General features: G+C 56.6%; 25 protein-coding genes and 1 riboswitch. Of the genes, 8 read left to right on the top strand and 17 right to left on the bottom strand.

The window, feature by feature from the left end; translation table 11 throughout:
• Positions 1 to 54: 54 nt before the first annotated feature.
• From PGR23_RS12185 to PGR23_RS12175, 3 genes are all read right to left on the bottom strand, one after another.
• Entirely contained in the window at positions 55 to 582 is a 528-nt protein-coding gene (locus tag PGR23_RS12185; protein ID WP_047047824.1) for a GNAT family N-acetyltransferase, read from the bottom strand.
• Positions 583 to 645: 63 nt separating this feature from the next.
• Positions 646 to 2,304: an alpha,alpha-trehalase gene (locus tag PGR23_RS12180; RefSeq protein ID WP_047078846.1), complete on the bottom strand. Its 1,659-nt coding sequence runs from the start codon at positions 2,302 to 2,304 to the stop codon at positions 646 to 648.
• Positions 2,305 to 2,574: 270 nt separating this feature from the next.
• On the bottom strand, positions 2,575 to 3,723 hold the full coding sequence (locus PGR23_RS12175; protein WP_047078847.1) for an iron-containing alcohol dehydrogenase: 1,149 nt from the start codon (positions 3,721 to 3,723) through the stop codon (positions 2,575 to 2,577).
• 99 nt (positions 3,724 to 3,822) lie between these two features.
• On the opposite strand from PGR23_RS12175, the gene PGR23_RS12170 reads away from it, so the two are divergent.
• Entirely contained in the window at positions 3,823 to 4,446 is a 624-nt protein-coding gene (locus PGR23_RS12170) for a glutathione S-transferase family protein (RefSeq protein WP_047078848.1), read from the top strand.
• 193 nt (positions 4,447 to 4,639) lie between these two features.
• On the top strand, positions 4,640 to 5,734 hold the full coding sequence (locus PGR23_RS12165) for a serine hydrolase domain-containing protein (protein WP_047078849.1): 1,095 nt from the start codon (positions 4,640 to 4,642) through the stop codon (positions 5,732 to 5,734).
• Between the two features lie 32 nt (positions 5,735 to 5,766).
• Here PGR23_RS12165 and gorA read toward each other — a convergent pair whose 3' ends face one another.
• Both gorA and PGR23_RS12155 read right to left on the bottom strand, forming a co-directional pair.
• Positions 5,767 to 7,119, bottom strand: coding sequence for a glutathione-disulfide reductase (gene gorA / locus PGR23_RS12160; RefSeq protein WP_396279325.1), 1,353 nt, complete (start codon positions 7,117 to 7,119; stop codon positions 5,767 to 5,769).
• A 72-nt stretch (positions 7,120 to 7,191) separates the two neighbouring features.
• Positions 7,192 to 8,034, bottom strand: coding sequence for a 23S rRNA (adenine(2030)-N(6))-methyltransferase RlmJ (locus PGR23_RS12155; protein WP_015703746.1), 843 nt, complete (start codon positions 8,032 to 8,034; stop codon positions 7,192 to 7,194).
• A gap of 176 nt (positions 8,035 to 8,210) precedes the next feature.
• Here PGR23_RS12155 and prlC point away from each other — a divergent pair, with 176 nt between their 5' ends.
• Both prlC and rsmJ read left to right on the top strand, forming a co-directional pair.
• Positions 8,211 to 10,253, top strand: coding sequence for an oligopeptidase A (gene prlC / locus PGR23_RS12150; RefSeq protein ID WP_045397157.1), 2,043 nt, complete (start codon positions 8,211 to 8,213; stop codon positions 10,251 to 10,253).
• Positions 10,254 to 10,260: 7 nt separating this feature from the next.
• Positions 10,261 to 11,013, top strand: coding sequence for a 16S rRNA (guanine(1516)-N(2))-methyltransferase RsmJ (gene rsmJ, locus PGR23_RS12145; protein ID WP_047078852.1), 753 nt, complete (start codon positions 10,261 to 10,263; stop codon positions 11,011 to 11,013).
• A 337-nt stretch (positions 11,014 to 11,350) separates the two neighbouring features.
• Here rsmJ and PGR23_RS12140 read toward each other — a convergent pair whose 3' ends face one another.
• From PGR23_RS12140 to uspA, 3 genes are all read right to left on the bottom strand, one after another.
• Positions 11,351 to 11,734 carry a hypothetical protein gene (locus PGR23_RS12140; protein ID WP_045397151.1) on the bottom strand — a complete coding sequence of 128 codons (384 nt, stop codon included), beginning with the start codon at positions 11,732 to 11,734 and terminating at the stop codon, positions 11,351 to 11,353.
• A 282-nt stretch (positions 11,735 to 12,016) separates the two neighbouring features.
• On the bottom strand, positions 12,017 to 13,489 hold the full coding sequence (dtpB, locus tag PGR23_RS12135) for a dipeptide/tripeptide permease DtpB (RefSeq protein WP_045397149.1): 1,473 nt from the start codon (positions 13,487 to 13,489) through the stop codon (positions 12,017 to 12,019).
• A 267-nt stretch (positions 13,490 to 13,756) separates the two neighbouring features.
• Positions 13,757 to 14,194 (bottom strand): universal stress protein UspA, encoded by a 438-nt coding sequence (gene uspA, locus PGR23_RS12130; protein WP_004145166.1) that lies wholly within the window; start codon positions 14,192 to 14,194, stop codon positions 13,757 to 13,759.
• Between the two features lie 384 nt (positions 14,195 to 14,578).
• On the opposite strand from uspA, the gene uspB reads away from it, so the two are divergent.
• Complete coding sequence (gene uspB / locus PGR23_RS12125; RefSeq protein WP_015703743.1) at positions 14,579 to 14,914, top strand: universal stress protein UspB; 336 nt, start codon at positions 14,579 to 14,581, stop codon at positions 14,912 to 14,914.
• Positions 14,915 to 14,981: 67 nt separating this feature from the next.
• Here uspB and pitA read toward each other — a convergent pair whose 3' ends face one another.
• On the bottom strand, positions 14,982 to 16,478 hold the full coding sequence (gene pitA, locus PGR23_RS12120; RefSeq protein WP_045397146.1) for an inorganic phosphate transporter PitA: 1,497 nt from the start codon (positions 16,476 to 16,478) through the stop codon (positions 14,982 to 14,984).
• A 230-nt stretch (positions 16,479 to 16,708) separates the two neighbouring features.
• Here pitA and PGR23_RS12115 point away from each other — a divergent pair, with 230 nt between their 5' ends.
• Positions 16,709 to 17,902 (top strand): NAD(P)/FAD-dependent oxidoreductase, encoded by a 1,194-nt coding sequence (locus tag PGR23_RS12115; RefSeq protein ID WP_047047843.1) that lies wholly within the window; start codon positions 16,709 to 16,711, stop codon positions 17,900 to 17,902.
• Positions 17,903 to 17,941: 39 nt separating this feature from the next.
• Here PGR23_RS12115 and PGR23_RS12110 read toward each other — a convergent pair whose 3' ends face one another.
• Complete coding sequence (locus tag PGR23_RS12110; protein ID WP_045397141.1) at positions 17,942 to 18,955, bottom strand: magnesium transporter; 1,014 nt, start codon at positions 18,953 to 18,955, stop codon at positions 17,942 to 17,944.
• Between the two features lie 56 nt (positions 18,956 to 19,011).
• A riboswitch (M-box (ykoK) riboswitch) is annotated at positions 19,012 to 19,193 on the bottom strand.
• Positions 19,194 to 19,361: 168 nt separating this feature from the next.
• On the opposite strand from PGR23_RS12110, the gene PGR23_RS12105 reads away from it, so the two are divergent.
• Positions 19,362 to 19,721: a type II toxin-antitoxin system HicB family antitoxin gene (locus PGR23_RS12105; protein ID WP_015703740.1), complete on the top strand. Its 360-nt coding sequence runs from the start codon at positions 19,362 to 19,364 to the stop codon at positions 19,719 to 19,721.
• Between the two features lie 27 nt (positions 19,722 to 19,748).
• On the opposite strand, the gene nikR is transcribed toward PGR23_RS12105, so the two are convergent.
• The 7 genes from nikR to PGR23_RS12070 all read right to left on the bottom strand — a co-directional run bounded on the left by nikR (position 19,749) and on the right by PGR23_RS12070 (position 26,010).
• Positions 19,749 to 20,150 (bottom strand): nickel-responsive transcriptional regulator NikR, encoded by a 402-nt coding sequence (nikR, locus tag PGR23_RS12100; protein WP_396279326.1) that lies wholly within the window; start codon positions 20,148 to 20,150, stop codon positions 19,749 to 19,751.
• Positions 20,138 to 20,929 carry a nickel import ATP-binding protein NikE gene (nikE, locus tag PGR23_RS12095; protein ID WP_213292951.1) on the bottom strand — a complete coding sequence of 264 codons (792 nt, stop codon included), beginning with the start codon at positions 20,927 to 20,929 and terminating at the stop codon, positions 20,138 to 20,140. Before nikE ends, nikR begins: the two co-directional genes overlap by 13 nt.
• Positions 20,926 to 21,690 (bottom strand): nickel import ATP-binding protein NikD, encoded by a 765-nt coding sequence (locus PGR23_RS12090; protein ID WP_396279327.1) that lies wholly within the window; start codon positions 21,688 to 21,690, stop codon positions 20,926 to 20,928. Before PGR23_RS12090 ends, nikE begins: the two co-directional genes overlap by 4 nt.
• Positions 21,690 to 22,523 carry a nickel ABC transporter permease subunit NikC gene (gene nikC, locus PGR23_RS12085; protein WP_063415725.1) on the bottom strand — a complete coding sequence of 278 codons (834 nt, stop codon included), beginning with the start codon at positions 22,521 to 22,523 and terminating at the stop codon, positions 21,690 to 21,692. The genes PGR23_RS12090 and nikC overlap by 1 nt, the downstream gene beginning before the upstream one ends.
• Positions 22,520 to 23,464: a nickel ABC transporter permease subunit NikB gene (gene nikB, locus PGR23_RS12080; protein WP_045397197.1), complete on the bottom strand. Its 945-nt coding sequence runs from the start codon at positions 23,462 to 23,464 to the stop codon at positions 22,520 to 22,522. Before nikB ends, nikC begins: the two co-directional genes overlap by 4 nt.
• Positions 23,464 to 25,032 (bottom strand): nickel ABC transporter substrate-binding protein, encoded by a 1,569-nt coding sequence (gene nikA / locus PGR23_RS12075; RefSeq protein WP_047078857.1) that lies wholly within the window; start codon positions 25,030 to 25,032, stop codon positions 23,464 to 23,466. Before nikA ends, nikB begins: the two co-directional genes overlap by 1 nt.
• A 117-nt stretch (positions 25,033 to 25,149) precedes the next feature.
• Positions 25,150 to 26,010 (bottom strand): LysR family transcriptional regulator, encoded by an 861-nt coding sequence (locus PGR23_RS12070; protein ID WP_396279328.1) that lies wholly within the window; start codon positions 26,008 to 26,010, stop codon positions 25,150 to 25,152.
• Between the two features lie 97 nt (positions 26,011 to 26,107).
• Between PGR23_RS12070 and PGR23_RS12065 the strand changes: the two genes are divergently transcribed.
• Positions 26,108 to 26,614 carry a phenolic acid decarboxylase gene (locus tag PGR23_RS12065; RefSeq protein ID WP_026612202.1) on the top strand — a complete coding sequence of 169 codons (507 nt, stop codon included), beginning with the start codon at positions 26,108 to 26,110 and terminating at the stop codon, positions 26,612 to 26,614.
• Positions 26,615 to 26,920: the final 306 nt, after the last annotated feature.

Here is a 26,920-nt window from a genome sequence, read left to right as displayed (position 1 = left end):
CGGCAGTGTAGAGGAAAAGCGGGGTTGCCCCCATTCGCCGGATGGCCCAGGGCCTTATTGGTAATCGTGGCGCATCAGGCCAAACAGCCAGTCATTGTGCCAACGGCCATGTAGCCAGTAGCTCTCGCGTAGCTCTCCTTCCTGAATAAATCCTGTTTTTAGCAGCAGTTGTTTTGAGGCCTGGTTCCCGGCGGTGACGCTGGCGGTCAGGCGACGGATGCCGCCTGTAGAAAACGCGTAATCACATAGCGCCCGCAGTGATTCATATCCGTAGCCCTGGCCCTGCGCCTGTGGGGCGAAGAGAAAGCCCACTTCGGCAATATCATCATCGTGGTGGCAATAGCCGGTCAGGCCGAGGGGCGTATGGCTTTGCCGATCGCGAACCACCAGACATAACCAGTGCGCGGCCTTAGGCGACCAGGCCGGCAGGCGCGTATCAAACGCGGCGCGGATATCGGCGATGGGCCGGTTATCCGCGACATAGAGCATCACCTGCGGATCCTGTTGCAGGCTGAGAAAAAAAGACCAGTCGTCAAGCTGCAGCGGCGAGCAGCGCAGCCGCGGCGTAAGCAGTTCGGGCATGTTGTCGGCTCTGGCAAGGGGAAAATAAAACCTTAGCAGCACAGCATGCCGACGGAAAGTGCCTCATGAAGACCTCGGCTCGCCGTACAGGCTGATGAGTCGCCGTACCACGCCGTTGGTCCAGCCGAAGCCATCCTGCAGCGGATACTCCCCGCCGCCACCCTCATGTGGGACGCCGCTGGCGATATGATATTTCTCAATCAGCTTGTGGTGTTTGAGATAAAATTGATTCACCGTCTGCAGCCAGCTCTGGGCGATTTCATCGCCGAGCGGGTCGTGGCCGTACATTTTGAATCCCTGTACCGCCATCCACTGCAGCGGCGCCCAGCCGTTGGGTTTATCCCACTGTTCTCCGCTTTCATATTCCGTCGCCATGATGCCGCCAGGGGTGAGCAGACGCGCGCGTACGGCATCCGCCAGCCGTTCGGCCTGGGCGTGAGTCGCCATCCCGACATATAGCGTGACGATACTGGCGGCGGAGAACAAGGCCAACTGCTCACGGCGCCAGTCGTAATCGCGAAAACAGCCGCACTCTTCATCCCACAGATAGCGGGTCACCGCCTCCCGGCGTGCGTTAGCTTTACGGCGAAATTCGGCTTCAGCTTCGCGATCGCCCTTCAGGCCGGAGAGATTGGCGATGGTATTTTCCAGCTTAAACAGAAAAGCGTTGAGGTCGATGGGAATAAACTGGGTGGTGCGGATACTCGCCAGCCGGGTGATATCGCGCAGCCAGCGGCTGGAGTAGTCCCAGCCGGAAGCCGCGCCGGCGCGCAGGTCACGATAGACCTCGTTCGGCGGGCGGCCGGAATGTTTTGCCGTTTCTACATCTTCTCGCCAGGATTCATCGCGCGGCGTATCGCGGTCGTCCCAGTAGCGGTTAAGCAGCGAACCGTCAGGCATACGTACCACGTGACGGTAGGCCTGGTTAGGGATCAGCGATTCCGCGCCGTCCATCCAGAAGGCGTGCTCTAATTTGAGATGGTCAAGATAGCGGCGCGCGCCGCGAACGCCATCTTCCTCAAACAGTTCAACCATCAGGGCGAACACCGGCGGCTGGGAGCGGCTGAGATAGTAGGTGCGATTGCCGTTGGGAATGTGGCCGTAGGTTTCAATCATCCAGGCGAAGTTGTCGGCCATACATTTGAGCAAATCTTCACGGCCGCTTTCCGCCAGCCCCAGCATGGTGAAGTAGGAATCCCAGTAGTAGGTTTCGCTAAAACGCCCGCCGGGGACGATATATGACTGCGGTAGCGCCAGCAGCGACGACCACGGAATATGATCCTGCGGTTCACGTGTGAGGACTGGCCAGAGCTTATCGATATGCTCTTTTAGCGTCAGTTTCGGATCAGAAGTGTAATCATCGGCGCGGTTATCCGGCAGCCAGAAGTTGTCTTCCACAAACTGACGCAAATCGAACTCCGGCGTACGCTTAACCCGTCGATAGTGCATCAGGATATCCAGCGGATCGTGTTTCGGCGCGCAGTCGGGAAAGGTTTTACTATCAAGAAAAATGCGCGACTTTTGGACGTTGGTAAACAACTCGAGATAGCGGTCGGCGGGGGTCAGCGCGTCGGACGCCGGTAGCCCTTCGATGATCTCCGGCTCCGGTTCGGCGTCGAACATTTCATCCAGTTTTAACTCATACGGATCGGCTTCGTAGCACGGATCGTTTTCGATCCTCAACTCGTCGTCATCAACGTTGCGTAGTTTCTGGCTGAACATAGCGATACAGGCCTCCGGATAGCGTGAGTTTAGGGGCCGGGCATGCCCGGGCTCTCTAATAAGCGTAGACACTCGCTTCGGTCTGCGGAAGACAAACTGTGCGTCAGGTCACGCTTTTCAGTGCATAAAAACGACAGGGAAGTAGAGCAGGTCTTTGAAATTAAAGGGTGAATATTTACCGGTATCGTGAATGCGCGAAAACGAAATTCGGAGCATTCATTATGCAACAAAATTTGAACCGCCCCGGGTAAACGCAGGCGGTTGGCTCGTTTATTCCCAGGCGGCTTCCAGCATCTCCAGCAGTTGCTCTGAATCCAGCGTGACCGGATTGGCTTTCATCGACGATGAACTACTGGCCGCCAGCGCGGCGGGTTCCAGCGCTTCGCGCGGCACGCCGAGGTCGCGTAAATTGCCGAGCCCCGAGCGCTGGCTCCATTCGCGCAGGCTTTGCCAGGCGTCATCCGGCGAGACGCCGAGTCCGGCAGCGATCCACTGGCGCACGTCGAGGAAACGCTGGCGCAGCGCCGGATTGGTTACCTGCGACTCATTGAGTTCCAGCCCAAAGGGCAGCAGGCAGCCGCAGAGCGCGCCGTGGGAGGCATCGCTTAGCCCGCCAAGCGGCCCCGCAAGACCGTGAACCACGCCCAGCCCGGCGTTGGCCAGCGCCAGCCCGCCGCACAGGCTGACCCAGGCCAGCTCGTCGCGGCTGTCGGCACACTCTTTTTCCATCAGCGTTTTTAACGCGGCGATGCCGCGGGGGATCGCCTCACGGCACAGAGCATCGGTGAAGGGCGTCGCCCGGGTGCACAGCCAGGGTTCGATAACCTGAGTTAAGGCATCAAGGCCGGAGCCGAGGGTGACGGCGCGGGGGGCGTTATCCGTTAACGCCGGATCGACAATCGCCAGCTGCGGCAGCATGCGGTCGTCACGCAAGCTGACTTTGCGTTGCTGCTGCGGGACGTTGATGACCGCGTTTTTAGTGACCTCCGCGCCGGTGCCGGACGTTGTGGGAATAGCGGCAAACGGTAGCGGGCTGGCTTCCAGTATTCTCCCCGTTCCGACGACTTCCAGATAGTCGACGGCAGGCCCGCTTGCCGGGACCAGCGCGGCAATGGCTTTACCGGCATCAATGACCGCGCCGCCGCCAAGGCTGACCACCGCGCCGACGCCGCGCTCGCGCGCCAGCCGTACGCCGCGTTCTATATCGTCCAGCGTGGGTTCATTGGCGATAGCAAACGTGCTGACCTGAAGATGCAATGCGGTCAGTTCACTCAATAAAAACTGGGCGCGGCTTTTGGTCGCGCCGTGAACCAGCAGCACCGGGGCATCATATTGCGCCAGCCACGGCGCGGCGCTGCGGGCCTGCCCGCGGCCAAAGCGGATATTGCCGGGCGTTAAAATGTTGAAGGGAGTGACCATGTGTAAGAGTACCTGTAGTGGATAATTATTCTGCAATCCACTATACACATTATCCGGCAAGCTTCATGTCTGCCATATTACGAAAAAGGGTTGCTGACGATGATAAGAATCTTGGGTAAACGCTCGTCTATTAACGTGCGTAAAGTCCTCTGGACCTGCGAAGAGGCGGGGATCGAGTATCAGCAGGAAGATTATGGCAGCGGCTATAGCCCGCTTGATACGCCGGAATTTTTGGCGCTCAATCCGAATGCGTTAGTGCCGGTGCTGGTGGATGACGATTTTGTCCTTTGGGAGTCGAACAGCATCTGCCGCTATCTGGCGCGTAAGGCCGGACGTGAGGATTTGCTACCCTCGGCGTTACGTGCCGCGGCGCAGGTAGAGCACTGGATGGACTGGCAGGCGACGGAGTTTAATAGCGCCTGGCGCTACGCTTTCACGGGGCTGGTGCGTAAAGACCCGCGTTTCCAGGACCCCTCGGCCATTAAAGAGAGTATCGCCGCGTGGACGCGCTGCGTACAGATTGTCGACAACCAGCTACAGCGCACCGGCGCGTGGCTGACCGGCGAGACGTTTACGCTGGCGGATATCGTGCTGGGGCTTTCGGTGCACCGTTGGAAAATGACGCCGTTCGCCCACCCGGAGATGGCAAACGTCGAACGCTGGTATATGGCCCTTAACCAGCGTCCGGCATTTATGCGCCACGGCAATAACGGCGTGGCGTAGCGTCCTAAGCCTGGAGCTTATTTATTTTTCAGCGTATTCGCTTTGCGCTGGCGGAGTAATACCGCTACGATCCGCGTCTATTTTTTATCTCATCCCAAAATGCGCGGCAGGTAGGTGAAGTTTGAACAGGCGGTTAGGCCTTGTGCTATTGGCATTACTGTTGGTTTCAGGCTGTTCCGGTACGCTGTCGCAAATGAGTCCGCCCAGCAATGAAACCAGCCTGGTGGGAAATGATGGGCAGCGGCTTTCCATCGACGCTTTCGTCAGCCATTACATGCGTGAAAAGCAGGTTAGCGGCGTGGTGGTGGCGGTTATTCATCACAACGGTCCGGCTGAATTTCACTGCTTCGGCGTGACAGATGATAAGCAGCGCTACCCGATAATCCCGCAAACGCTTTTTGCCCTCGGCTCGTTAAGTAAAGGCGTAACCGCTGAAGTGGTGACGATGCTGGTTAACAAGGGACGCTTGCACTGGAACGACACCTTACAAACTCTGCTGCCGCCGGGTACGGCGCTGAGCGAAGATGCCCGTAAGATAACCTTGCTGCAGCTGGTCACCCATACCTCCGGGCTGCCGCGTCAGCCGATGAATATGCTGTCGCTTGAGCATCTATTGGCCTATCTTAACGACGGTGAAAACTTCTATCACGAGCTCGATGCCGATGGCGTGTTGAGCTATCTGAGCAACTTCAATGCGCCGCAGGAACGCGAGCCGGGCTACTCCAACCTTGGTTTTGCGATACTGGGATATATCCTCAAATACCAAACCGGCGAATCGATTGAGACGCTGGCTTCACGGATGATCTTCCGGCCGTTGGCGATGGGGAATACCAGCTTCCAGCCGCAAACGCTGCGCGAATACCCGTGGCGGGCGCTGGGACATGCAGGCGATCAGCCGAAATTTAAACCGCGCGGCGCGCTGACGCCGGACTGGCAGTTCACCAATAACATGGTTGGCGCGGCGAGTCTGTACAGCGACGCCGGCGATCTGATTAATTATGCCCGCGCTCACTTCGCGCCCACGGGGCAGACGGCGCTGGATAAGGCATTCAGGGACGTTAGCGTCGATTATTATCCGCGGCAAATTGAAGCAGCGAACATTGCCTGGGTGACCGATACGTTTGGTCAGCAGCAATTGACCTATCAGGTGGGTTACATCGGCGGCTATTCAAGCTATATCGGCTTCGATAAAGCGAATCAGAATGCGGTGGTGGTGCTGCAAAACAGCTTTAACTGGAGTAACTACATCGGCCATCAGATCCTGCGTAATCTGGTGACGGAGCAATAATGAAGCCCCGTCCTGAGACGGGGCTGTGCGGATTAACGCATGGTGACAAACTCTTCCGCTGCGGTCGGGTGAATGGCAACAGTGTTGTCGAAGTCTTTTTTGGTGGCGCCCATCTTCAGCGCTACCGCAAAGCCCTGCAGCATCTCATCCATTCCGAAGCCGATACCGTGAATACCGACAATCTTTTCTTCCGGACCGACGCAGACCAGCTTCATACGGCACGGCTGGCGGTGAGAGGTCACGGCGGTATACATCGCGGTGAAGGACGATTTGTACACCTTCACGGCGTCATCGCCGTACTGCTCGCGCGCCTGCGGCTCGGTTAAGCCGACGGTGCCGATTGGCGGGTGGCTGAAGACTACGGTCGGGATGTTGCTGTAGTCGAGGTGCTCTTCCGGCTTGTTGTTAAACAGGCGTTCGGACAGACGACGGCCTGCGGCCACGGCGACCGGCGTCAGCTCGACGGCGCCGGTATTATCGCCCACCGCGTAGATGCCCGGTACGTTGGTGTTCTGGAACTTATCAACGATGATGTAGCCTTTATCGTTGGTTTTAACGCCCGTTGCCGCCAGGTTGAAGTTATCGGTCGCCGGTTCGCGGCCAATCGCCCAAATCAGGCAATCTACGGTCTGGCTGCGGCCATCTTCCAGCTCCAGAGTCAGGCTGCCGTCGGCATTCTTGACTACCGCTTTCGGAATAGCGTTGGTGTGCAGCTGCGGGCCTTCGGCGTTCATCACTTCCACCAGAGTCTCAACGATCAGCGGATCGAAGCTGCGCAGCGGCGCGTGTTTACGCACGAACAGGTGGGTTTCGGCGCCCAGGCCGTTAATCACGCCAGCCAGTTCAACGGCAATATAGCCCGCGCCGACTACCGCTACGCGCTTCGGCAGCGCCGGCAGTTCGAAGAAACCGTCGGAATCAATACCGTATTCCACACCCGGAATGTTCGGGTGGCTCGGGCGGCCGCCGGTGGCGATCAGGATATGATCGGCGGTAATGGTTTCGCCGTTGACTTCCACGGTGCGGGCATCGACAAAGCGCGCGAAGCCTTTGATAACATCAACTTTATTCTTACCCAGTACGTTGTCGTAAGAGGTATGAATACGGTCGATATAGGCGCTGCGGCTGGCGACCAGCTTATCCCAGTCGAAATGATTGATGGTGGTATCGAAACCGTAATCCGGGCCATACAGATGAATCGCTTCGCGGATCTGCGCCGCATGCCACATCACTTTTTTCGGCACGCAGCCGACGTTGACGCAGGTGCCGCCCAGCTCTTTGGCTTCAATCAGCGCGCACTTCTGGCCGTACATCGCCGCACGGTTAATCGAGGCGATACCGCCGCTGCCGCCGCCGATGGCGAGGTAATCATAATGTTTGCTCATGCCCATATGTCCTTAATCGTTAATTGCCGCGATTGTAGCGCGAGGCTTAAAAGGTTCCACCGATGGTTGCGATTACTCCGGTACGATCCAACTCACGGTCGCGTGACCGGTACCGGCTGGAACCAGTTTGCTGTGCAGCCACGGCAGCACGTTATTCATCTGCTGTTCCAGCTTCCACGGCGGGTTGATGACGATCATCCCGGAGGCGGTCATGCCGCGCTGGTCGCTGTCCGGACGCACCGCCAGCTCGATTTGCAGAATTTTGCGAATACCTGTGGCTTCTAAATCTTTAATCATGCGTTTGATTTGCGCGCGCAGCACCACCGGATACCACAGCGCGTAGGTGCCGGTGGCGAAGCGTTTATAACCTTCGTTAATCCCGGTGACCACCGCCTGATAATCGGTTTTAATTTCGTATGGCGGGTCGATAAGAATCAGACCGCGACGGGAAACCGGCGGCAGCTTGGCCTTCAGCTGCTGATAGCCATCGGCTTTGTCGACGCGCGCGCGGCTGTCTTTCTGGAACTCGGCGCGTAGCAGCGGGAAGTCGCTCGGGTGCAATTCGGTCATTTGCAGGCTGTCCTGCTCGCGCAGCAGCTGGCGCGCGATAAGCGGCGAACCCGGGTAGTAACGCAGCTGGCCGCTGCGGTTGAAGTGCTCGACGACCGAAATATACGGCTCCAGCTCGGTCGGCAGATCGTCCTGCTGCCAGATACGGGCGATGCCTTCAAGGTATTCGCCAGTACGTTCGGCGTGCTCGCCGCTCAGCTGATAGCGGCCCGCGCCGGCGTGGGTGTCCAGGTAGAGAAACGGTTTTTCTTTCTCTTTCAGCGATTCAATGATCAAACTCTGAACGGTGTGTTTAAGGACGTCGGCGTGGTTGCCTGCGTGAAAGCTGTGGCGATAACTGAGCATGGATGCAGAGATTCCGGGAAGTAAACAAGTTAACCGACAGTTTACCGCAGTTCGCCCAGGATTGCCGCTGTCGCACCGCCTGTCATTGAAATTCCCGCAACTATCCCCCATTCTAGATCTCATGCAAAAGCGCCGGAACGCGCGCTTCATTCACCTTCTTCAACAGGACAGCGCATATGACCAATCCATTACTGACGCCTTTTTCATTGCCGCCTTTTTCTGCGATTAAACCAGAGCACGTGGTCCCTGCGGTCACCAAAGCGCTGGATGATTGCCGGGCCGCGGTGGAAAGCGCGGTGGCGCACGGCGCGCCGTATAGCTGGGAAAATCTTTGCCAGCCGCTGGCGGAAGTGGACGATGTGCTGGGACGCATCTTCTCGCCAATCAGCCATTTAAATTCGGTAAAAAACAGCCCGGAGCTGCGTGAAGCCTACGAACAGACGCTGCCGCTGCTCTCCGAGTACAGCACCTGGGTCGGCCAGCATGAAGGCCTGTATAAAGCCTACCGCGACCTACGCGACGGCGATAACTACGCCACCTTGAATACCGCGCAGAAAAAAGCGGTCGATAACGCGCTGCGCGATTTCGAATTATCCGGTATTGGCCTGCCGGCAGAAGCGCAGAAACGCTACGGCGAAATCGCCGCGCGCCTCTCTGAGCTTGGCAATCTGTACAGCAACAACGTGCTTGATGCCACCATGGGCTGGAACAAGCTGGTGACCGACGTCGCCGATCTCGCTGGCATGCCTGAAAGCGCGCTGGCCGCCGCTCAGGCCCAGGCGCAGGCGAAAGAGCAGGAAGGGTATCTGCTGACGCTGGATATCCCGAGCTATCTGCCGGTGATGACCTACTGCGACAATCAGGCGCTGCGCGAAGAGATGTATCGCGCCTATTCCACTCGCGCCTCCGATCAGGGCCCGAACGCTGGGAAATGGGATAACAGCCCGGTGATGGCGGAGATCCTCGCGCTGCGTCACGAACTGGCGCAACTGCTGGGCTTTGACAGCTACGCCTTTAAATCTCTGGCCACCAAAATGGCCGAAAACCCGCAGCAGGTGCTCGATTTCCTGACCGACCTCGCAAAACGCGCGCGTCCTCAGGGCGAGAAAGAGCTAGCTCAGCTGCGTGCTTTCGCCAAAGCCGAGTTTGGCGTCGATGAACTGCAGCCGTGGGATATCGCTTACTACAGCGAAAAACAGAAACAGCATCTCTACAGCATCAGCGATGAGCAGCTGCGCCCGTATTTCCCGGAAAACAAAGCCGTTAACGGCCTGTTTGAAGTGGTTAAGCGCATTTATGGCATCACCGCCAAAGAGCGTACCGATGTCGATGTGTGGCATCCGGAAGTGCGTTTCTTCGAGCTGTATGACGAAAATAACGAGCTGCGCGGCAGCTTCTATCTCGACCTGTATGCTCGCGAACATAAACGCGGCGGGGCGTGGATGGACGACTGCGTCGGCCAGATGCGTAAACTGGATGGCTCCTTGCAAAAACCGGTCGCTTATCTGACCTGTAACTTCAACCGCCCGGTAAACGGCAAACCGGCGCTGTTCACGCACGATGAAGTAATTACCCTGTTCCACGAGTTCGGCCATGGTCTGCACCACATGCTGACCCGCATTGATACCGCTGGCGTTTCCGGCATCAGCGGGGTGCCGTGGGATGCGGTCGAGCTGCCGAGCCAGTTTATGGAAAACTGGTGCTGGGAGCCGGAAGCGCTGGCCTTTATCTCCGGTCATTACGAAACCGGTGAACCGCTGCCGCAGGAACTGCTGGAGAAAATGCTGGCGGCGAAAAACTACCAGGCGGCGATGTTTATTCTGCGCCAACTGGAGTTCGGTCTGTTCGATTTCCGTCTACACGCGGAATACTCGCCGGAGCAGGGGGCGAAAATCCTCGAGACGCTGGCCGAGATTAAAAAGCAGGTCGCCGTGGTGCCTGGCCCAACCTGGGGCCGCTTCCCGCATGCATTCAGCCACATCTTTGCGGGCGGCTACGCGGCGGGCTACTACAGCTACCTGTGGGCCGACGTGCTGGCGGCGGATGCCTTCTCGCGCTTCGAAGAAGAGGGGATTTTCAACCGCGAAACCGGTCAGTCATTCCTCGACAATATCCTGAGCCGCGGCGGTTCCGAAGAGCCGATGGTGCTGTTCAAACGCTTCCGCGGGCGCGAGCCGCAGCTGGACGCGATGCTTGAGCATTACGGGATCAAAGGCTGATTGCTACGTGAAGATCTGCTTAATTGATGAAACAGGCGCCGGTGACGGCGCCTTATCTGTTTTGGCCGCCCGTTGGGGGCTGGAGCATGATGCTGAGAATCCGATGGCGCTGGTGTTGACGGCCGAGCATCTGGAACTGCGCAAGCGTGATGAGCCCAAACTTGGCGGCATCTTTGTCGATTTCGTCGGCGGGGCGATGGCCCATCGGCGCAAGTTTGGCGGCGGCCGCGGCGAAGCGGTAGCCAAAGCGGTCGGCATTAAAGGCGATTATCTGCCGGATGTTGTCGACGCCACCGCCGGCCTGGGGCGTGATGCCTTTGTGCTGGCGTCGGTCGGCTGCCGCGTGCGGATGCTGGAGCGTAATCCGGTGGTCGCCGCGCTGCTCGACGATGGTTTGAAACGTGGCTATGCCGATGCGGAGATCGGCGGCTGGCTGCAGGAGCGCCTGCAGCTGATTCATGCTTCCAGTCTGAATGCGCTGACCGATATCACCCCGCGCCCGCAGGTGGTGTATCTGGATCCAATGTTTCCCCATAAGCAGAAAAGCGCGCTGGTCAAAAAAGAGATGCGGGTATTTCAGTCGCTGGTGGGGCCGGATTTAGACGCCGATGGCCTGCTGGCGCCGGCGCGACAGCTGGCGACCAAACGAGTGGTGGTGAAGCGTCCGGATTATGCGCCGCCGCTGGCGGATGTCGCCACGCCGAACGCGGTGGTCACCAAAGGGCATCGGTTTGATATTTATGCCGGTACGCCGGAGTAATATTACGCCGTGATGGTATCTCCCGGATAGCGGCGCAACGCGCCTTATCCGGGCTACGGCTTACGCCTTACCTGGGCTCGCTACTCGCGGTGTCGTTTTTTGTCGGGTGGCGGCTAACGCCTTACCCGACCTACGGTCCGTGCGGCCTGCCTTTAATTAATTCACCATGATGGCTGACACTACTGGTGCTGGCGATCTCAAAATCCCCCGGTGGCGCTGCCGCTTACCGGGGCTACAGCACGATGCGATTTGGTAGCCCGGAGAAGGCGCAACGCGCCGCGTCCGGGAAAAACCCTTAAAAAGTTGCAAACCGATAACAGTATCTACTTAATAAGGCCTAATGAGGCCAACTATTCTGAAAGAAATCATTCTCTAATAGATAGCTTAAGTTTTCAGCCTGCCATGGGCAACCGAGGCATTTGCCGGGCATTTCAACTTCAATGGGCGCGATCGGATTGGTATATATGAGCGCGAACTTTCGCCAGAGAACGTTGCGCATTTTAATTTCGCGTATATCAGTATAAGGGATGCGCTGGTAATTATCTTTGTAATCATAAAACAATGAAAGATTAAGCTGGACTATTTGTGTATCGGCGAAGTACAGCACCGCTGGCTTCGAACGAATAAGACCATGAACATATTTCCGTTCATCAATGGTTTCATTTGGCAATAATTCGCTCAGTATCTGGAGCAAGTTATCCCTTTTAAACCCATTATTCATAATAATTCCTTTTATATTATTCGCCGCATGATTACGTATAAATATGAACGTAGTTTGCCATTTTTATGAGGTGAGGCCTGACGCGCTGTAATGTACTCTAGCATAATAAGGCGGGGAAAAAGTGTGGTGGGGAGAAAACTGAGAATTATGCTTGCTCTACTACAGACATATTATAAATATATATTAAAGCCAGCTTTTCATTTGTTCTCTAGATTAAAATAATGGCGGCCGTTGCCGCCTTTTATTCTCGCCCCGGCGGTTGTCGCCGGGGCGGCTAACGGGTTACTCGGCGCTGGCTGGGGTATTTATCATCCGGTTCAGCCACGGCACCATAAAGGCCATCACCACCGTCACCGCCAGGGTCACGAGGCCAATTTTACTGAACACATTGGTGTAGATCGGTAGCGTCTGCAGCGGGTCGGTTATATTTTCCGGTACCGCGGTGAAGGTCGCGACATAGCCGCCCATCAGGAACGCGGCGGCCTGGGTCAGGAACCACATCCCCAGAATAAAGCCCATCAGCCGCTGCGGCACCAGCGCGGCAACCATCGCCAGTCCCAGGGCGCTAATCAGCAGTTCGCCGAGACTCTGGAACAGATAAACCAGCACGATAAACCACGGCGAGGTCAGTCCCTGCGGGTCGGCAAACCACATCCCGGCCGCCGCGGCGGTCAGAAAGCCCAGCGCGCACAGGAACATGCCGAGAGTGAATTTCATCGGCATGGTCAGGTCTTTGCCTTTGTTGCCAAGACGGGTGTAGATAGCCGCCAGTACCGGGCTGGCGACCACCACCCAGAACGGATTCAACGCCTGGAAACTCACCGGGTTAATCGTCATGCCGAGAATGTCGTGATGCACGTTATTGATGGCGAAGAAGTTGAGCGAGGTCGGCATCTGGGCGTACAGGATATAAAACACCACCGCTTCGAGCATCAGGATGAAGGCGACGAACATCTTGTTGCGGCCGGTTTTATCGAGGCGAAAAGCTTCGCGGAAGAAGAAAATCGTCACCACGATGGACAGCACAATCAGCACCAGGTTGGCGATTTTAACGTTATGCATCAGCCAGGCGCAGAGGAAAATCATCACCACGGTGCCGACCAGCACATACAGCAGATTACGGAAACTCAGCGGCTGATGGTCCGGGGTGGAACCGATATCTTTCACCATTCCGCGGCAGGCGAAGTAGACCAGCAACGCGACGATAAGCCCGGCGCCGCACAGGTTGTAGGTTACCGCGTAGCCAAACTTATCGGCAATAACCGGCGCCAGCGACAGCGACAGCAGCGAACCGATGTTAATCGACATATAAAACAGGGTGAAGGCGCCGTCGAGACGGGCATCTTTAGGCGGATAGCATTTTGACAGTAGGCTCGCGGGATTGGCTTTAAACAGACCGTTGCCGACGGCGATCGTGCCAAGCGCGATAAAGATAAGATCGGGTTTGAGCAGCGACAGGCCGGTCATAAAGTAGCCGATAGCCAGCACGACGGCGCCGAGCACCAGCGTGCGTTTGGTCCCCAGCAGATGGTCACCGACATAGCCGCCAATGGAAATGAGGCCGTAGACCAGCGCCGCGAAGGCGCCAAAGGTGATAAATGCCTGTTCCTGAGAGAAACCAAGCTGTTTAACAAAGAACACCGCCAGGATGCCCTGGACGCCGTAATAGCCAAAACGCTCCCATAACTCTACAAAAAAGATCATGAAGAACGGACGGGGTTGCTGCAGCAAGCCCGTAGGTGCAGTTGTTTTCATATTCCTTCGCCTTTTAGTGCTATCCCAAAAAGTATGAACGCGTCTGCCAAAACGCGCCGAAAAAGTCTGATGACCCATGATGATGCGGTCATTGGCTGAATGCATAGATTATTATATAGATATTATTTCTAATAAATGGTTGATCACACTAACCGACATTAATTATCTGGATTGATATCCTGATGTGGTCGGTGCGCTTCAGGCGGGATACAGCATAAAAACAAAAACGCCCGCAGGTGCGGGCGTTGGCTGGCGAGGAGAAGCGGATTATTCGTCTTCTTCGTCGCGCAACGGTACGATCAGCATATCAACGTGAACGGTGTTGATCAGCTGACGCGCGGAGGACATCAGCTTGCTCCAGAAGTCCTGATGGTGACCGCAGACCACCAGGTCCATATCGTATTTTTTGATCGCGTCGACCAGCACCTGGCCAAGATCGCCGCTGCCGCTCAGGGTTTCGGTAATCGGGTAGCCGGCGTTAGTGGAAAGCTCGGTCAGCGCGTGGTGCGTCTCTTCAGAGATGCGTTTCTGCATGTCGCCCAGATTGACATCGATAAGACCGGTGTAGAGGTCGGAGTAATTCACATCCACGTGAATCAGGGAAACTTTCGCATTGTAGGGACGCGCCATAGAAACCGCTTTCTCTACCAGCACTTTGCTTTCCGGTGATAGGTCTACTGCAATAAGAATGTGTTTGTAAGCCATAGTGTTACTCCTTCCATAAGTTGTCGATGACCGTTGGACCAGACAGCCTGTGCTGCCGATTCGCCCGCGTCCTGCAAGCTAGATTCGCGGGGGGCTAAGCCTTTAAGGACTTAATTGTAGAAGATAATTTCTACAATATAGCGCCCCTCGCACTCCGTCAATGCACCTGGTTCACCGTTAGTTAAACAAATTATTCCGTCTTACGTATTGATAACGATTAACCTTGTGGTAAAAAAATTAACTGATCTCCTACACTATTTAATGAGCCGGTTGGATAAATAAACGTGACCGGTATCGCACTCTTTTACTGTACGGTGGGTTGGATGATATTGGGGAGCGGTAGTCCCGGAGGGATCTCCGTGGATGGGTCGCCGGGGAGGAAGTATGATCAGCACTGTTGCGCTGTTTTGGGCCCTGTGTATCGTTTGTGTGGTGAATATGGCACGCTACTTCTCATCGTTGCGTGCATTATTGGTTGTGCTACGTGGTTGCGATCCCTTGCTCTATCAATATGTTGATGGCGGAGGTTTTTTCACCTCGCATGGGCAGCCCAGTAAACAAATGCGGCTGGTTTGGTATATCTATGCCCAACGATATCGCGATCATCATGATGACGAGTTTATTCGTCGCTGTGAGCGTGTTCGCCGGCAGTTCATCCTGACCAGCGCGCTATGTGGTCTGGTGCTGGTGAGTATGATTGCGCTGCTTATCTGGCATTGAGCTGCGCTGAATAGACGGCAAAAAAAAATGGGCCAGTTTCCTGACCCATTTTTCGCATGACTACTGCTTAGATAAGCTTCAGAGCCAGCCAGTACAGCACGCCTGACAGCAAAATGGCTGCCGGCAGGGTGAGGACCCATGCCATCAGGATGCTGGTGACGGTTTTCTTCTGCAGGCCGCCGCCATCAACGAGCATCGTCCCCGCAACCGAGGAGGAGAGCACGTGGGTGGTAGAAACAGGCATCCCGGTGTAGCTTGCAAGGCCGATAGACACCGCAGCGGTCATCTGTGCGGACATACCTTGCGCGTAGGTCATACCCTTCTTACCAATCTTCTCGCCGATAGTGGTCGCCACGCGGCGCCAGCCGATCATGGTACCAATACCCAGCGCCAGCGCGACCGCCATAATGATCCAGATTGGCGCGTACTCGATGGTGCTCAGCATATCGGTTTTCAGTTTCTTCAGCAGGCGCTGGTCGTCAGAGCTCACATCCGGCAGTTTGGCCACTTTGTCGGTGGTGTCGGAGATGCAGAGCATAATACGACGCAGTTGGCCGCGCTGATCCACTGACAGCGAATCGTAGCTTTCCGTTCCGGTGAGCATCGTCTTCACGCGGTCAAGCGCGTTGATGGTGTTCGCCGGATGGCAGTGGAACTCGCCGTTGGCCGCGGTGTTGGTTTCCGGTGACGGAACCAGTTGATCAACGCCGGTGGCTTTCTTCAGCAGCTCAGGACGCTGTTGGAAGAAGGTTTCCACGTTGTTGACCGCATCGCGGGTACGAGTGATTTCGTAACCTGACGCGTTCATGTTGACCACGAAGCCCGCCGGCGCGACGCCAATCAGTACCAGCATGACCAGACCAATGCCTTTCTGCCCATCGTTGGCGCCGTGCGAGAACGACACGCCAATAGCGGACAGGATCAGCGCGATACGGGTCCAGAACGGCGGTTTTTTCTTACCGTCTTTCTTTTCGCGTTCCGCTGGGGTCAGGTGGATACGAGCACGTTTTTTGGTACCGCTCCAGTAACGACGCAGAATGAAAATCAGGCCGCCCGCTACCACCAGGCCAACGATCGGCGAGACGATAAGCGAGGCAAAAATGCCGATGACTTTCGGGATATTCAGCGCATCAACCACTGACGTACCGGTCATCAGCGCATTGGTTAAACCAATACCGATGATGGCGCCAATCAGGGTGTGAGAACTGGAGGCCGGGAGGCCAAAATACCAGGTTCCGAGGTTCCAGATGATGGCCGCCAGCAGCATAGAGAACACCATGGCGAGGCCATGTGCGGAACCCATGTTAAGCAGCAGGTCCGTTGGCAGCATATGCACGATGGCATAGGCTACGCTGAGACCGCCCAGCAGAACGCCGAAAAAGTTGAAGAGTGCCGCCATCGCAACAGCAAGCTGCGACCGCATTGCGCGAGTGTAGATCACCGTTGCAACAGCGTTTGCGGTATCATGAAAACCGTTAATCGCTTCGTAAAACAGTACAAAAGCTAAAGCAAGCAATAATAATAGTCCGGTATGTAAATCCAGACCGGCAAATAAATGTAGCATAGGACGTTACGCCATTTTGAGGACATGAACGCGGCGCATTATCAGTGACTTTAGCGGCGCGGGCAAAGTGAAATATAGACTTTTTTTGATTTTCTTCCTGTTTGGGTTTTACCCGGTTGGGAGTAATCCTATATCTTTCAAAGACGTAACTGAATGTTGTTTTTTTCGTGCTGGTGTGACCAGAGTGAAATATTTACAATTCCCGACAATTCGGGAATGAGGAAAGTTGAGTGGAAAGGTTTGATGCCATTGTGATCGGCGCCGGTGCGGCGGGAATGTTTTGTGCGGCGCAGGCGGGGCAGTTGGGCTGCCGGGTGCTGCTGCTCGATAATGGCAAAAAGCCGGGGCGCAAAATCCTGATGTCCGGCGGCGGACGCTGCAACTTTACCAACATGTATGTCGAACCCGCGGCATATCTCAGCCAAAACCCGCATTTTTGCAAATCTGCGCTGGCGCGCTACACCCAGTGGGATTTTATAGAACTGGTCGGTAAATATGGCATTGCCTGGCATGAGAAAACGCTGGGCCAGCTGTTTTGTGATGATTCAGCGGAGCAAATCGTCAATCTGCTGCTGTCGGAATGTGAAAAGGGCGGCGTACAGATCCGTCTGCGCAGCGAAATTCTTAGCGTCGAGCGCGATGAACAAGGCTACCGGCTACAGGTTAACGGTGAAACGCTGGCGGCGAAGAAGCTGGTGATCGCCTCCGGCGGCCTGTCGATGCCGGGGCTCGGCGCGTCGCCGTTTGGCTACAAGGTAGCCGAGCAGTTTGGCCTGAAGGTATTGCCGACCCGCGCCGGGCTGGTGCCGTTTACCCTGCATAAACCGCTGCTTGAACAGCTGCAGGTGCTTTCCGGCGTTTCGGTTCCTGCTACCATTACCGCCGAGAACGGTACGCTGTTCCGCGAAAATTTGCTGTTTACCCATCGCGGCCTTTCCGGCCCGGCGGTGCTGCAGATTTCCAGCTACTGGCAGCCCGGCGAGTTTGTCACCGTCAACCTGCTGCCGGACTGCGATCTTGAGGCGTTCCTCAACGAGCAGCGGGGCGCTCATCCGAACCAAAGCCTGAAAAATACCCTCGCGATGCAGTTGCCGAAGCGGCTGGTCGAATGTTTACAGCAGCTTGGGCAAATACCTGATGTGACACTGAAGCAACTGAACGTTCGCGATCAGCAGGCACTGGTGGAGACGCTAACCGCGTGGCGCGTGCAGCCGAACGGCACTGAAGGTTATCGTACTGCGGAAGTGACGCTCGGCGGCGTGGATACCAACGAGCTTTCGTCACGCACCATGGAGGCGCGCAAAGCGCCGGGGCTTTACTTTATCGGTGAAGTGATGGACGTCACCGGTTGGCTCGGCGGCTATAACTTCCAGTGGGCGTGGTCAAGCGCCTGGGCCTGCGCGCAGGCATTGGCGGAAATTTAATCCGAGAGCCCGGGCACCCTGGCGCCCGGGCTGTTTCGATCAGTTCAGCCCAAGAAAATACTGGGCGATTTTGAAATAGATAATCAGCCCGGTGCCATCAATCAGCGTGGCGATAAACGGCGCGGAAACCACCGCCGGGTCGATACCGATCCGCTTAAGCAACATCGGAATAACCGAAGACACCACCGCGCTCCACAGAGTAATGCAGACCAGCGTCAGGCTGACGATCAGCGTGATTTCCATGCCAATCCCCATCATCCAGGCGCGCAGGCAGCCCGCCAGACCCAGGGTCAGGGCAATCAGAAACGAGGTCGACACCTCTTTGCGGATAACCCGTCCCATGTCACGTAAGCGGACTTCACCCAACGCCATCGAACGCACCAGCGTTGAGGTTATCTGAGTTCCGCTGTTGCCGCCGGTGCCGATCAGTAACGGGATGAAGAAGGCCAGCGCGATGGCAGATTCCAGCGCCTCTTCAAAATGCTGCAGCACGCTGCTGGTGTAGGCTTCGGCAACAAATAACAGTAGCAGCCAGACCGAGCGTTTCTTCCACAGCGTCCACGGACTGATTTCCAGATACGGTTTTTCCAGCGGTAGCGTCGCCCCTTGCAGCTGGGCGTCTTCGGTGACGTCATCCTCCAGCAGATGGGCTATCTCCTTTTCCATCAGGCAGCCGACCAGCTCGCCTTTATCGACAACCGGCACCAGATCGAGGCCGCGCTCGGTGAGTTCGGCAATGACCTGAGGGCGCTCATCGTCGGGTTTAACGCGGAACAGACAGCTGTCCATCAGGTAGCGAATAGACTGGCCTACCTCTACCTCCTGCAATAGTTTTTTGACTGATAAGCTGCCGCGCAGCTTGTTACCGGCGACGACAAATACCTGGCCGGGGATATCGTCGCTGGCGAGCTGCGAGATAAAGTGTTCACGCGCCTCATGGACGCTGAAATGTTCCTGCAACGTAATAAAATCGGTACGCATGTACTGGGCGATCGCATCGCCGTCGAAGCCAGAGGTCGCCTGATGCGCGGCGCAGAGTTGAATGGAAGACATGATTAAAATCCCTATAAAAAATCACTCATAGGGGCGAACAAGACAGGGTTAGCGCAGGCAGATCCCTACGTCCTGGTTTTAGCACTGCATAACGTATCTGAACGGTTAATACCGCCAGAAGTTACCTTGGCAACACCTTGATTCGATGGAAGCCTGTATTTCCCTGAGTGGTCTCTCTCGATACCAACAGGGCGGTAACTTGTATTTATGCAGGAGCCTCGCCATAACGAGATCGTTAAATGAGGCGCCATTATTGGCGAACAGGGATAATTAACAAAGTGTATAGTTTATGTGGTTTATCAACTGTTGATAAACAAAGTTTGCCTGGTAAGAAGTTGACTTCACATTGTGCTATCAGAAAAATGATTTCAGTAGGTGAACTCATGCGGCAAGGAGGGGTAAAACCATGATCAAACCTAAAACGCCAAATTCAATGGAGATTGCCGGGCAGCCTGCAGTTATCAACTACGTGCCTGAACTCAATGCATTCCGCGGTAAGTTCCTGGGATTATCAGGATATTGCGATTTTGTTTCCGATAGCATTCAAGGGTTACAACAGGAGGGCGAGATATCATTACAGGAATATCTTGCTGATTGTCGTGAAGCGGGCATCGAGCCTTACGCTCAGCCGGAAAAGCTGAAAACCTTCACATTGCGCTATCCTGAATCATTTGGTGAGCGTCTTAGCTCCGCCGCTGCAGAGGAGCAGGTTTCCGTAAATACCTGGATCCTTGAGACGCTCAATGAACGTCTCAAACAGGCTTAAAACAGTCTGCATCAAATTGCCATCGTTTTAATTATCATCCGCTAAACACTGCAAATGCCCATGCCGCACGCCGCGCTGGGCAATCACCTCGTCGGCAAAATGCTGTACTTCGTCCATGTTGCCTTTTAGCACCGCGATCTCCAGACAGTCATCATGATTGATGTGGACATGTAACGTGGCGACCGAGAGATCGTGATGCTGATGCGAAGAGGCGACCAGCCGGCTCGCCAGTTCGCGTTTTTCATGCTCATACACGTACGACAGGACCGCATAGCCGCGCTGCGCCGCCTGTTGCAGCGGATTGTGGTGGAGCGCGTCACGCAGAATATCGCGCACCGCTTCTGAGCGGTTGTGATAGCCGCGGCGGGCGCTGTGCGCGTCGAGCGCGGCCAGCAGGTCATCATCCAGAGTCAGGGTTACGCGCTGCATGGCATGGCCTCGTTAAGCAGAGTGTGGGGAAAGGGCGGGAGCACCGCGCGCTGTAGCGCCTGTCCGGCAGCGGATGTAAGGCGCAGCGGCAGACTAACCGTTGCCGTTTCGACGATACGTCCGCTCTCCATCACCAGCACCCGCTGGCAAAAACGCTCCACCAGCCGCAGGTCGTGGGTGATGAACAGGCAGGCGGTGGCGAACTGCGCCTGCAGGCGTTTGAGCAGGGCGATAATTTCCGCCTGAAGCATCAGATCGAGATTCGATACCGCTTCGTCGAGAATTAATAGCTGCGGCCGGACCACCAGCGCCCGCGCCAGGCACACGCGCTGCAGCTGTCCGCCGCTGAGCTGCGCCGGACGCTTGTCGAGCAGCGCCGGGGCGAGGTCAACCGCCAGCAGCATCTCCTCCACCCGCTGCGTACGCTCATCGTGCGATAAACTAAACAGGTGCCGCAGCGGCTCGTTGATAATCTCGCGCACCGTTTTGCGCGGATTCACCGCGCTAATGGCATCCTGAAACACCAACTGAATATCGCGGCGAAAGGCGCCGATCGCCTCCCCCTTCAGGGAGGTCAGCGACGCGCCGCGCCAGGCGACCTCGCCATACCGCGGCGTTTCGAGACCGACCAGCATCCGCGCCAGGGTACTTTTGCCGCAGCCGCTGCGCCCGAGCAGCGCCATCGTTTCACCGGAGGCGATGTCGAACTGGATATCGCGCAATACCGGGCCATGATGGGGGTAATCGTGGCTCACTGCGTTTACGCTGAGTAAATTCATGGTGTTTTCTCCAGGCCATACAGCGCCAGATGAGCGGCCAGCAGGCGCTGGCTGAGCGAGTGCTGCGGGGCGCTAAATAGCGTGTTAACGTCGCAGCGTTCAACAAGACGACCGTTTTCCATCACCGCCACGTCATGTGCCAGCCGGGCGACAACGCCCATATCATGGGTCACCAGTAGCAGTCCCTGTCCGCGGTTGGCGACGATATCCGCCAGCAGGTCGAGAATGCGCGCCTGGGCGACGGCATCAAGGTCGGTGGTCGGCTCGTCGGCGATAATAAACGGCGCGCGGCTGAGCAGGGTCAGGGCCACCATCATCCGCTGCAGCATGCCGCCGCTCATCTCGAAGGGGTAGCGCTTGAGCAGCGAGAGCGGATTTTCCAGCCCCACTTCTTCCATCGTTGCCAGCAGGGCGGCGTTGTTGACTTCGTAACCCGTCGCCCGGCAGGTCTCCCGCGCATGCGCCGCCATGGTGTGCAGCGGATTAAAGGCGCTGCGCGGATTTTGCATAATGGTGGCGATGGTCGCGCCGCGCAGCTGTTCGCCGTACACCGGGATACCGTCGAGCAGCACCCGGCCCGCGGTTTGCCTGACGCCGGGCGGTAAAATACCGAGCGTGGCGGCGCAGGTCAGCGATTTACCGCTGCCGCTACTGCCGAGCAGCGCCAGCACCTGACCGCGGCGCAGGGTAAGGGAAACGTCGCTGACCAGCGGACGGTCGGCGACGAGCGAAAGTTGTTCCAGTTGGATCTTTTGCGGCATCAGTGGTTATGCTCCGCGATCAGCTGAGGATCGAGACGATCGCGCAGCGCGTCGCCCACCAGATTAAAAGCCATCACGCTGATAAACAGCGCCAGTCCGGGCCAGACCATTTGCAGCGGCTGCGTCCAGATGTACTGGCGGGCGTCGTTGATCATCACCCCCCATTCCGCCGTTGGCGCGCTGACGCCGAGGCCGAGGAACGACATCCCGGCTACGTGGAGCATCATATGACCGATATCCAGCGAGGCGAGCACCAGCAGCGAAGGGAGCACCGCACCGGCCAGATGGTCACGGAACAATGGCCAATGGCCCGCGCCGCTCAGGCGTGCGGCGAGAATAAACTCGCGCTGGCGCAGAGAGACCACCAGGTTACGCACCATCCTTGCGTACCAGGCCCAGTGCGACAGCGCAATGGCGATAATCACGTTGCTAAGACCGGTACCGAGTACGCCGACCATAAAGAACGAAAGTATTGAGGTCGGGAAGGTCATAAATAGCTCGGCCAGGCGCATCAGGCCGCGATCGACGCGGCCGCCCACCATCCCGGCGCTGCCGCCGACCGTAAGGCCTATCAGCAGCACCAGCAGCAGGCAGGCCATCACCGCGCCCAGCGAGACGCGGGTGGCGGCCAGCAGGCGCGAGAAAATATCACGGCCGAGGTGATCGGTACCGAGCCAGTGGGCCTCGCCTGGAGAGAGCAGACGTTGATGGAGATCGATGGCCGCCGGGTCATAGGGCAGCCACCAGCCGCTGCTCATGGCGATTGCCGCCAACAGCACAATAATGAGTAGCGCCAGTTTTACCGGCCAGCGGAAGGTCGCGAACAGCGTCATACGGCGGCCTCCTCATGGCGGCGCAGGCGCGGATCGAGCGCGGCGTTAAGCAGGTCGACCGCCAGATTGGCCAGCACGAACACCGCCACCATCATCAGGGTAAAGCATTGGATTACCGGGTAGTCGCGATTGAAAATCGCGGAAACCGCATAGCGACCGACGCCGGGCCAGGCGAAGATATTTTCGATGATCATCGTGCCGCCAATCAGCTCGCCGATGTGCATACCCAGCGCCGTCACCACCGGCAAGGTCGCGTTACGCAGCACGTGTCGCCGCTCAATCTGACCTTCGCTCAGCCCGCGCAGACGCGCCCAGACCACGTGGCGCTGACTGGACACTTCCAGCATGCTGGCGCGCAGTAGGCGAGCATTGATCGCCAGCGACATCAGGGCGATGGAGAACGCCGGCAGCAGCAGATGTCGCCAGCCGCCGTAGCCCATCGCCGGTAGCCAGCGCAGATGGACGGAAAAGAACATTACCAGCAAAAACGCCAGCCAGAAGTTGGGCATTGAGACGCCGAGGAAGGCAATCAATCGTACGGCGAAATCGGGTAAGCGGTCGCGATGGCGCGCGGCCCAGATCCCCAGCGGCAGCGAGGTCAGCAGAATAATCACCAGCGCCGCGCCGGTGAGCTGCAGCGTCGCCGGCAGAAAATGCAGCAGGTCGTCCAGCACCGGGCGCTGGCTGGCGTAGGAGACGCCGAAATCGAGATGTAGCGCGCGCCACAGCCAGTGTAGATACTGCCGCGCCAGCGGCTGATTGAGCCCGAGCTGCTCGCGGGTAGCGGCAATCATTTCGCTGGTGGGCGGCACGTTGGAGAGGCGCAAATAGTCCAGCGCCGGGTCGCCGGCGCCAAGACGTAACAACAGGAAGATGATCGCCGAGGCGGCAAGCAGCATCAACGGCAGCGGGAGCAGGCGGCGAAGAAGATATTTCAGCATCATGGCGCCACCGGCGTAATCAGCTCTAACGGCAGATCGGTGGTCACCGGCGCGAAGGGCACTTCGCCCAGCGTTTTGCGGGCGACGGACATCAGCGAGACGTAGCTTATCGGCAGATAGACCGCTTCGTTGTGCAGACGGGTGAGGATATCGCGATACAGTTCGCGACGGCGGCTCTCGTCGGTGGTGGTCAGGACCTCTCCTATCTCTTGATCAATGATTGCCTTATCCGGCAGGCCACGCTGCGCCTGATAGTCGGCGTGCGAAGGGACGCGCATCGAACTCATAAACGCGTGCGGGTCGAACGGCGCTCCCCAGGTATGGTTGAAGATCATCGTGAAGCGGCCATCGTGCTGGCGGGCATAGATACTGCTCTCCTCTTCGCCGACCAACCCGACATCGATACCTACCTGGCGCAGGTCGGCCTGGATGATTTCCGCCATCGACTTAGCCAGCGCATCGGTGCCGATAAAAGCCAGTTCAAGTCGCAACGGGCGCCCGTCTTTTTCACGAATATCCTTGCCGGGCGTTAGCGTCCAGCCGGCGTTTTCCAGTAGCGTACGGGCCTTATCCGGATTGAAGCGGCGCGCCAGCAGGTTATCCGGCGCGTAAGGTACCGAGGGCGCGAAAAGCGTATCGGCGACCTGCTGAGTGCCGTACAGCACGCCGTCAATGAGCGCCTGTTTATTGACGGCATAGTTAAGCGCCTCGCGTACCGCCAGTTCATTCGTTGGCGCTTGCAGCGTATTGAGCGCCAGCATCACGGTTTGCGTCGGGGCGGAAAGACGCGTGCGGTACGCGTCCTGCTGGCGAAAACGGGCGAACGTATCCAGCGGCAGTAGCCCTTCATCACCATACAGCAGATCAACTTCACCGGTTTCAAAGGCGACCGCCCGGCTGGTGGCATCGGGGATCACTTTCACGGTGACTTTCTCAAGCGCCGGTTTTTTTCCCCAGTAGCGCGGGTTGCGTACCAGTACATCCTGCTGATTAAGCTGCGAGCTGGCCAGCATCCACGGACCGGTGCCGATGGGCGCCTTGATGCCTCGTTGGGTACTACCGTCAACAAACTGCGAGGGGGCGATAAAACGAAACGGGCGGGGAAGGGCGAGTTCCTGCAGGAACGGGTAGTAGGCGCTTTTCAGGGTGATTTGTAGTTCGTTATCGCTGAGCGCTTGAACGTCCGTTATCTGATTGGTCAACTCCAGCCAGGCGTGCCGCTGGCGGTTGGCCAGCACCGCCTGAAAATTGGCCACCGCGGCCTGGGCGTTAAAAGGTTCGCCGTTGGAGAAGTAGACATCATCACGTAGGGTGAAACGCCAGATTTTACCATCGGCTGAGTGGATCCAGCGGGTAGCCAGCCAGGGGGTAACCCGGCCATTAGCCTGATATTTGACTAGCGGCTCATACACCATACTTTGGGCGAACATTTGGTTCGGCGTATACAGATGTGGATTGAGAGGACCGACGTTAACCGGCCAGGCGATGGCGATTTCATGCATGGCGGCGGGCGCGAGCAGAGGAATGCAGGCGCAAAGCGCCAGCAAGGTGGTGCGGAAAATAGACAAGGTTTACATCCAGAAGGAACGAAAAGTATGACGATTTTAATAATTTGTCATACTTAAGGAGTAACCTGGATCAATATGTTTGGAGAAAACCATAACAAAATCATATGTAGCATATGATTACGATTGTCTGAACAAATCCAGCAGGGTGGTGACCTGTTCATCGAGCGGCGCCAGGTCCTGCTTGACTATCAAATGCAGCGGCGTGGCGCGGCGGGCGCCATGGCTCAGCGGCAGCGCTTTCAGCACGCCCTGTTCCAGATGTGCGCGTATCCGCTCCTCCGGCAACCAGCCGAATCCCACCTGATACAGCACCGCATCAATGGCGGCATCAATAGTAGAAAAGGTCCAGGCATCGCGGGTGGATGAGGCATCGCCGCTACGGTCGGCAATGCGGATCAGCGGCCAGGGGGCCAGCGCGTTGTCGTCCAGCAATTCATCCGATTGCGACAGCGGATGGTCGCGATGGGCGACCGCGATAAAGTCGATATTCATCAGCCATTCGCCGCGTCCGGTAATATCCTGGCGACGGGTTAAGACCATCACGTCGGCCTCGCTGCGGGCGGCGCTTGCCTCATCGACGTTTTCCAGCACTTCGGTCAGCCGAACCTGAGTTTGCGGGTAGCGTTGCTGAAACTGACGCAGAATGGCGAACAGCCGCTGGCGGGGGAAAATGCTGTCGACGACCAGATCCAGACGGGTGCGCACACCGTTGCGCAGCGTCGCGGCGTGGGTCTCAACCCACGAAAAGGCCTTCAGTAACGGTTTCACCTGATTGAGCAGCAGTTCGCCAGCGGGCGTCAGCACCGCTCGCCGTCCGGACGGCGCCAGCAGCGCCACTCCTAAACGTTCCTGCAGCAGCGCCAGGTTATAGCTCACCGAAGACTGGCTGCGGTTGGTCTCTTCCGCGGCTTTGGCAAAGCTGCCCAGCTCAATCACTTTTTCCAATAGCGCCCATTGTTCCAGCGTGGTCTTGTGCATGATTCATCTAAAAATTAGATTATTTTCATCCAAACATAGCGTTATTCATTCAATTTTTAAAGCCGTATTCTTACCTCAACGAAACAGAGGAGAATAAATAATGAGCACTTTTGACAAACATGACCTCAGCGGCTTTATCGGTAAACATCTGGTTTATACCTACGACAACGGCTGGAACTACGAAATTTACGTTAAAAATGGCACCACTCTGGACTATCGTATTCACAGCGGCATCGTTGCCAACCGTTGGGTGAAAGACCAGCATGCGTACATCGTGCGGGTAGGCGAAAGCATTTATAAAATTTCCTGGACCGAACCAACCGGTACCGACGTCAGCCTGATCGTCAACCTGGGCGACAAACTGTTCCACGGCACTATATTCTTCCCCCGCTGGATCATGAATAACCCGGAAAAAACCGTCTGCTTCCAGAACGATCATATTCCGTTAATGAACGCCTATCGTGACGCCGGCCCGGCCTACCCGACCGAAGTGATTGATGAATTCGCGACTATCACCTTTGTTCGCGATTGTGGCGCGGATAATAACGATGTAATTAATTGCCCGGCTAATGAATTACCCGCAGATTTTCCTGCAAATTTGTAATACAGCAGAAATAATTCTGTGATCTAACACTAATTTTTACCGATAGATTAAAACGTAAATAAATATTTATTGCGGGCTGGTTGACGATTCGTTTACTTTCACCCGTTAAGCCCCAGTTTTCTCTATGAAACTGGGGCTTTTTGCTGCTGATTCCTGTCATAAGAAAATACTATCTATCTGATTCTCAATGAGATATTACTATTCTCGCGAAAAATATTAATTTCTTAATATTATCCTAAGCAACAGCGACTAGATTTATAACCGTCGAAATACCCTGGAATGAAATGTGGCGGTGAACCGACTTCA

The organism is Klebsiella sp. 141162 (assembly GCF_050600755.1).
In the GTDB taxonomy this organism is placed as follows: Bacteria; Pseudomonadota; Gammaproteobacteria; order Enterobacterales; family Enterobacteriaceae; genus Klebsiella; species Klebsiella aerogenes.
This window is presented reverse-complemented; position numbering and strand designations above follow the sequence as displayed.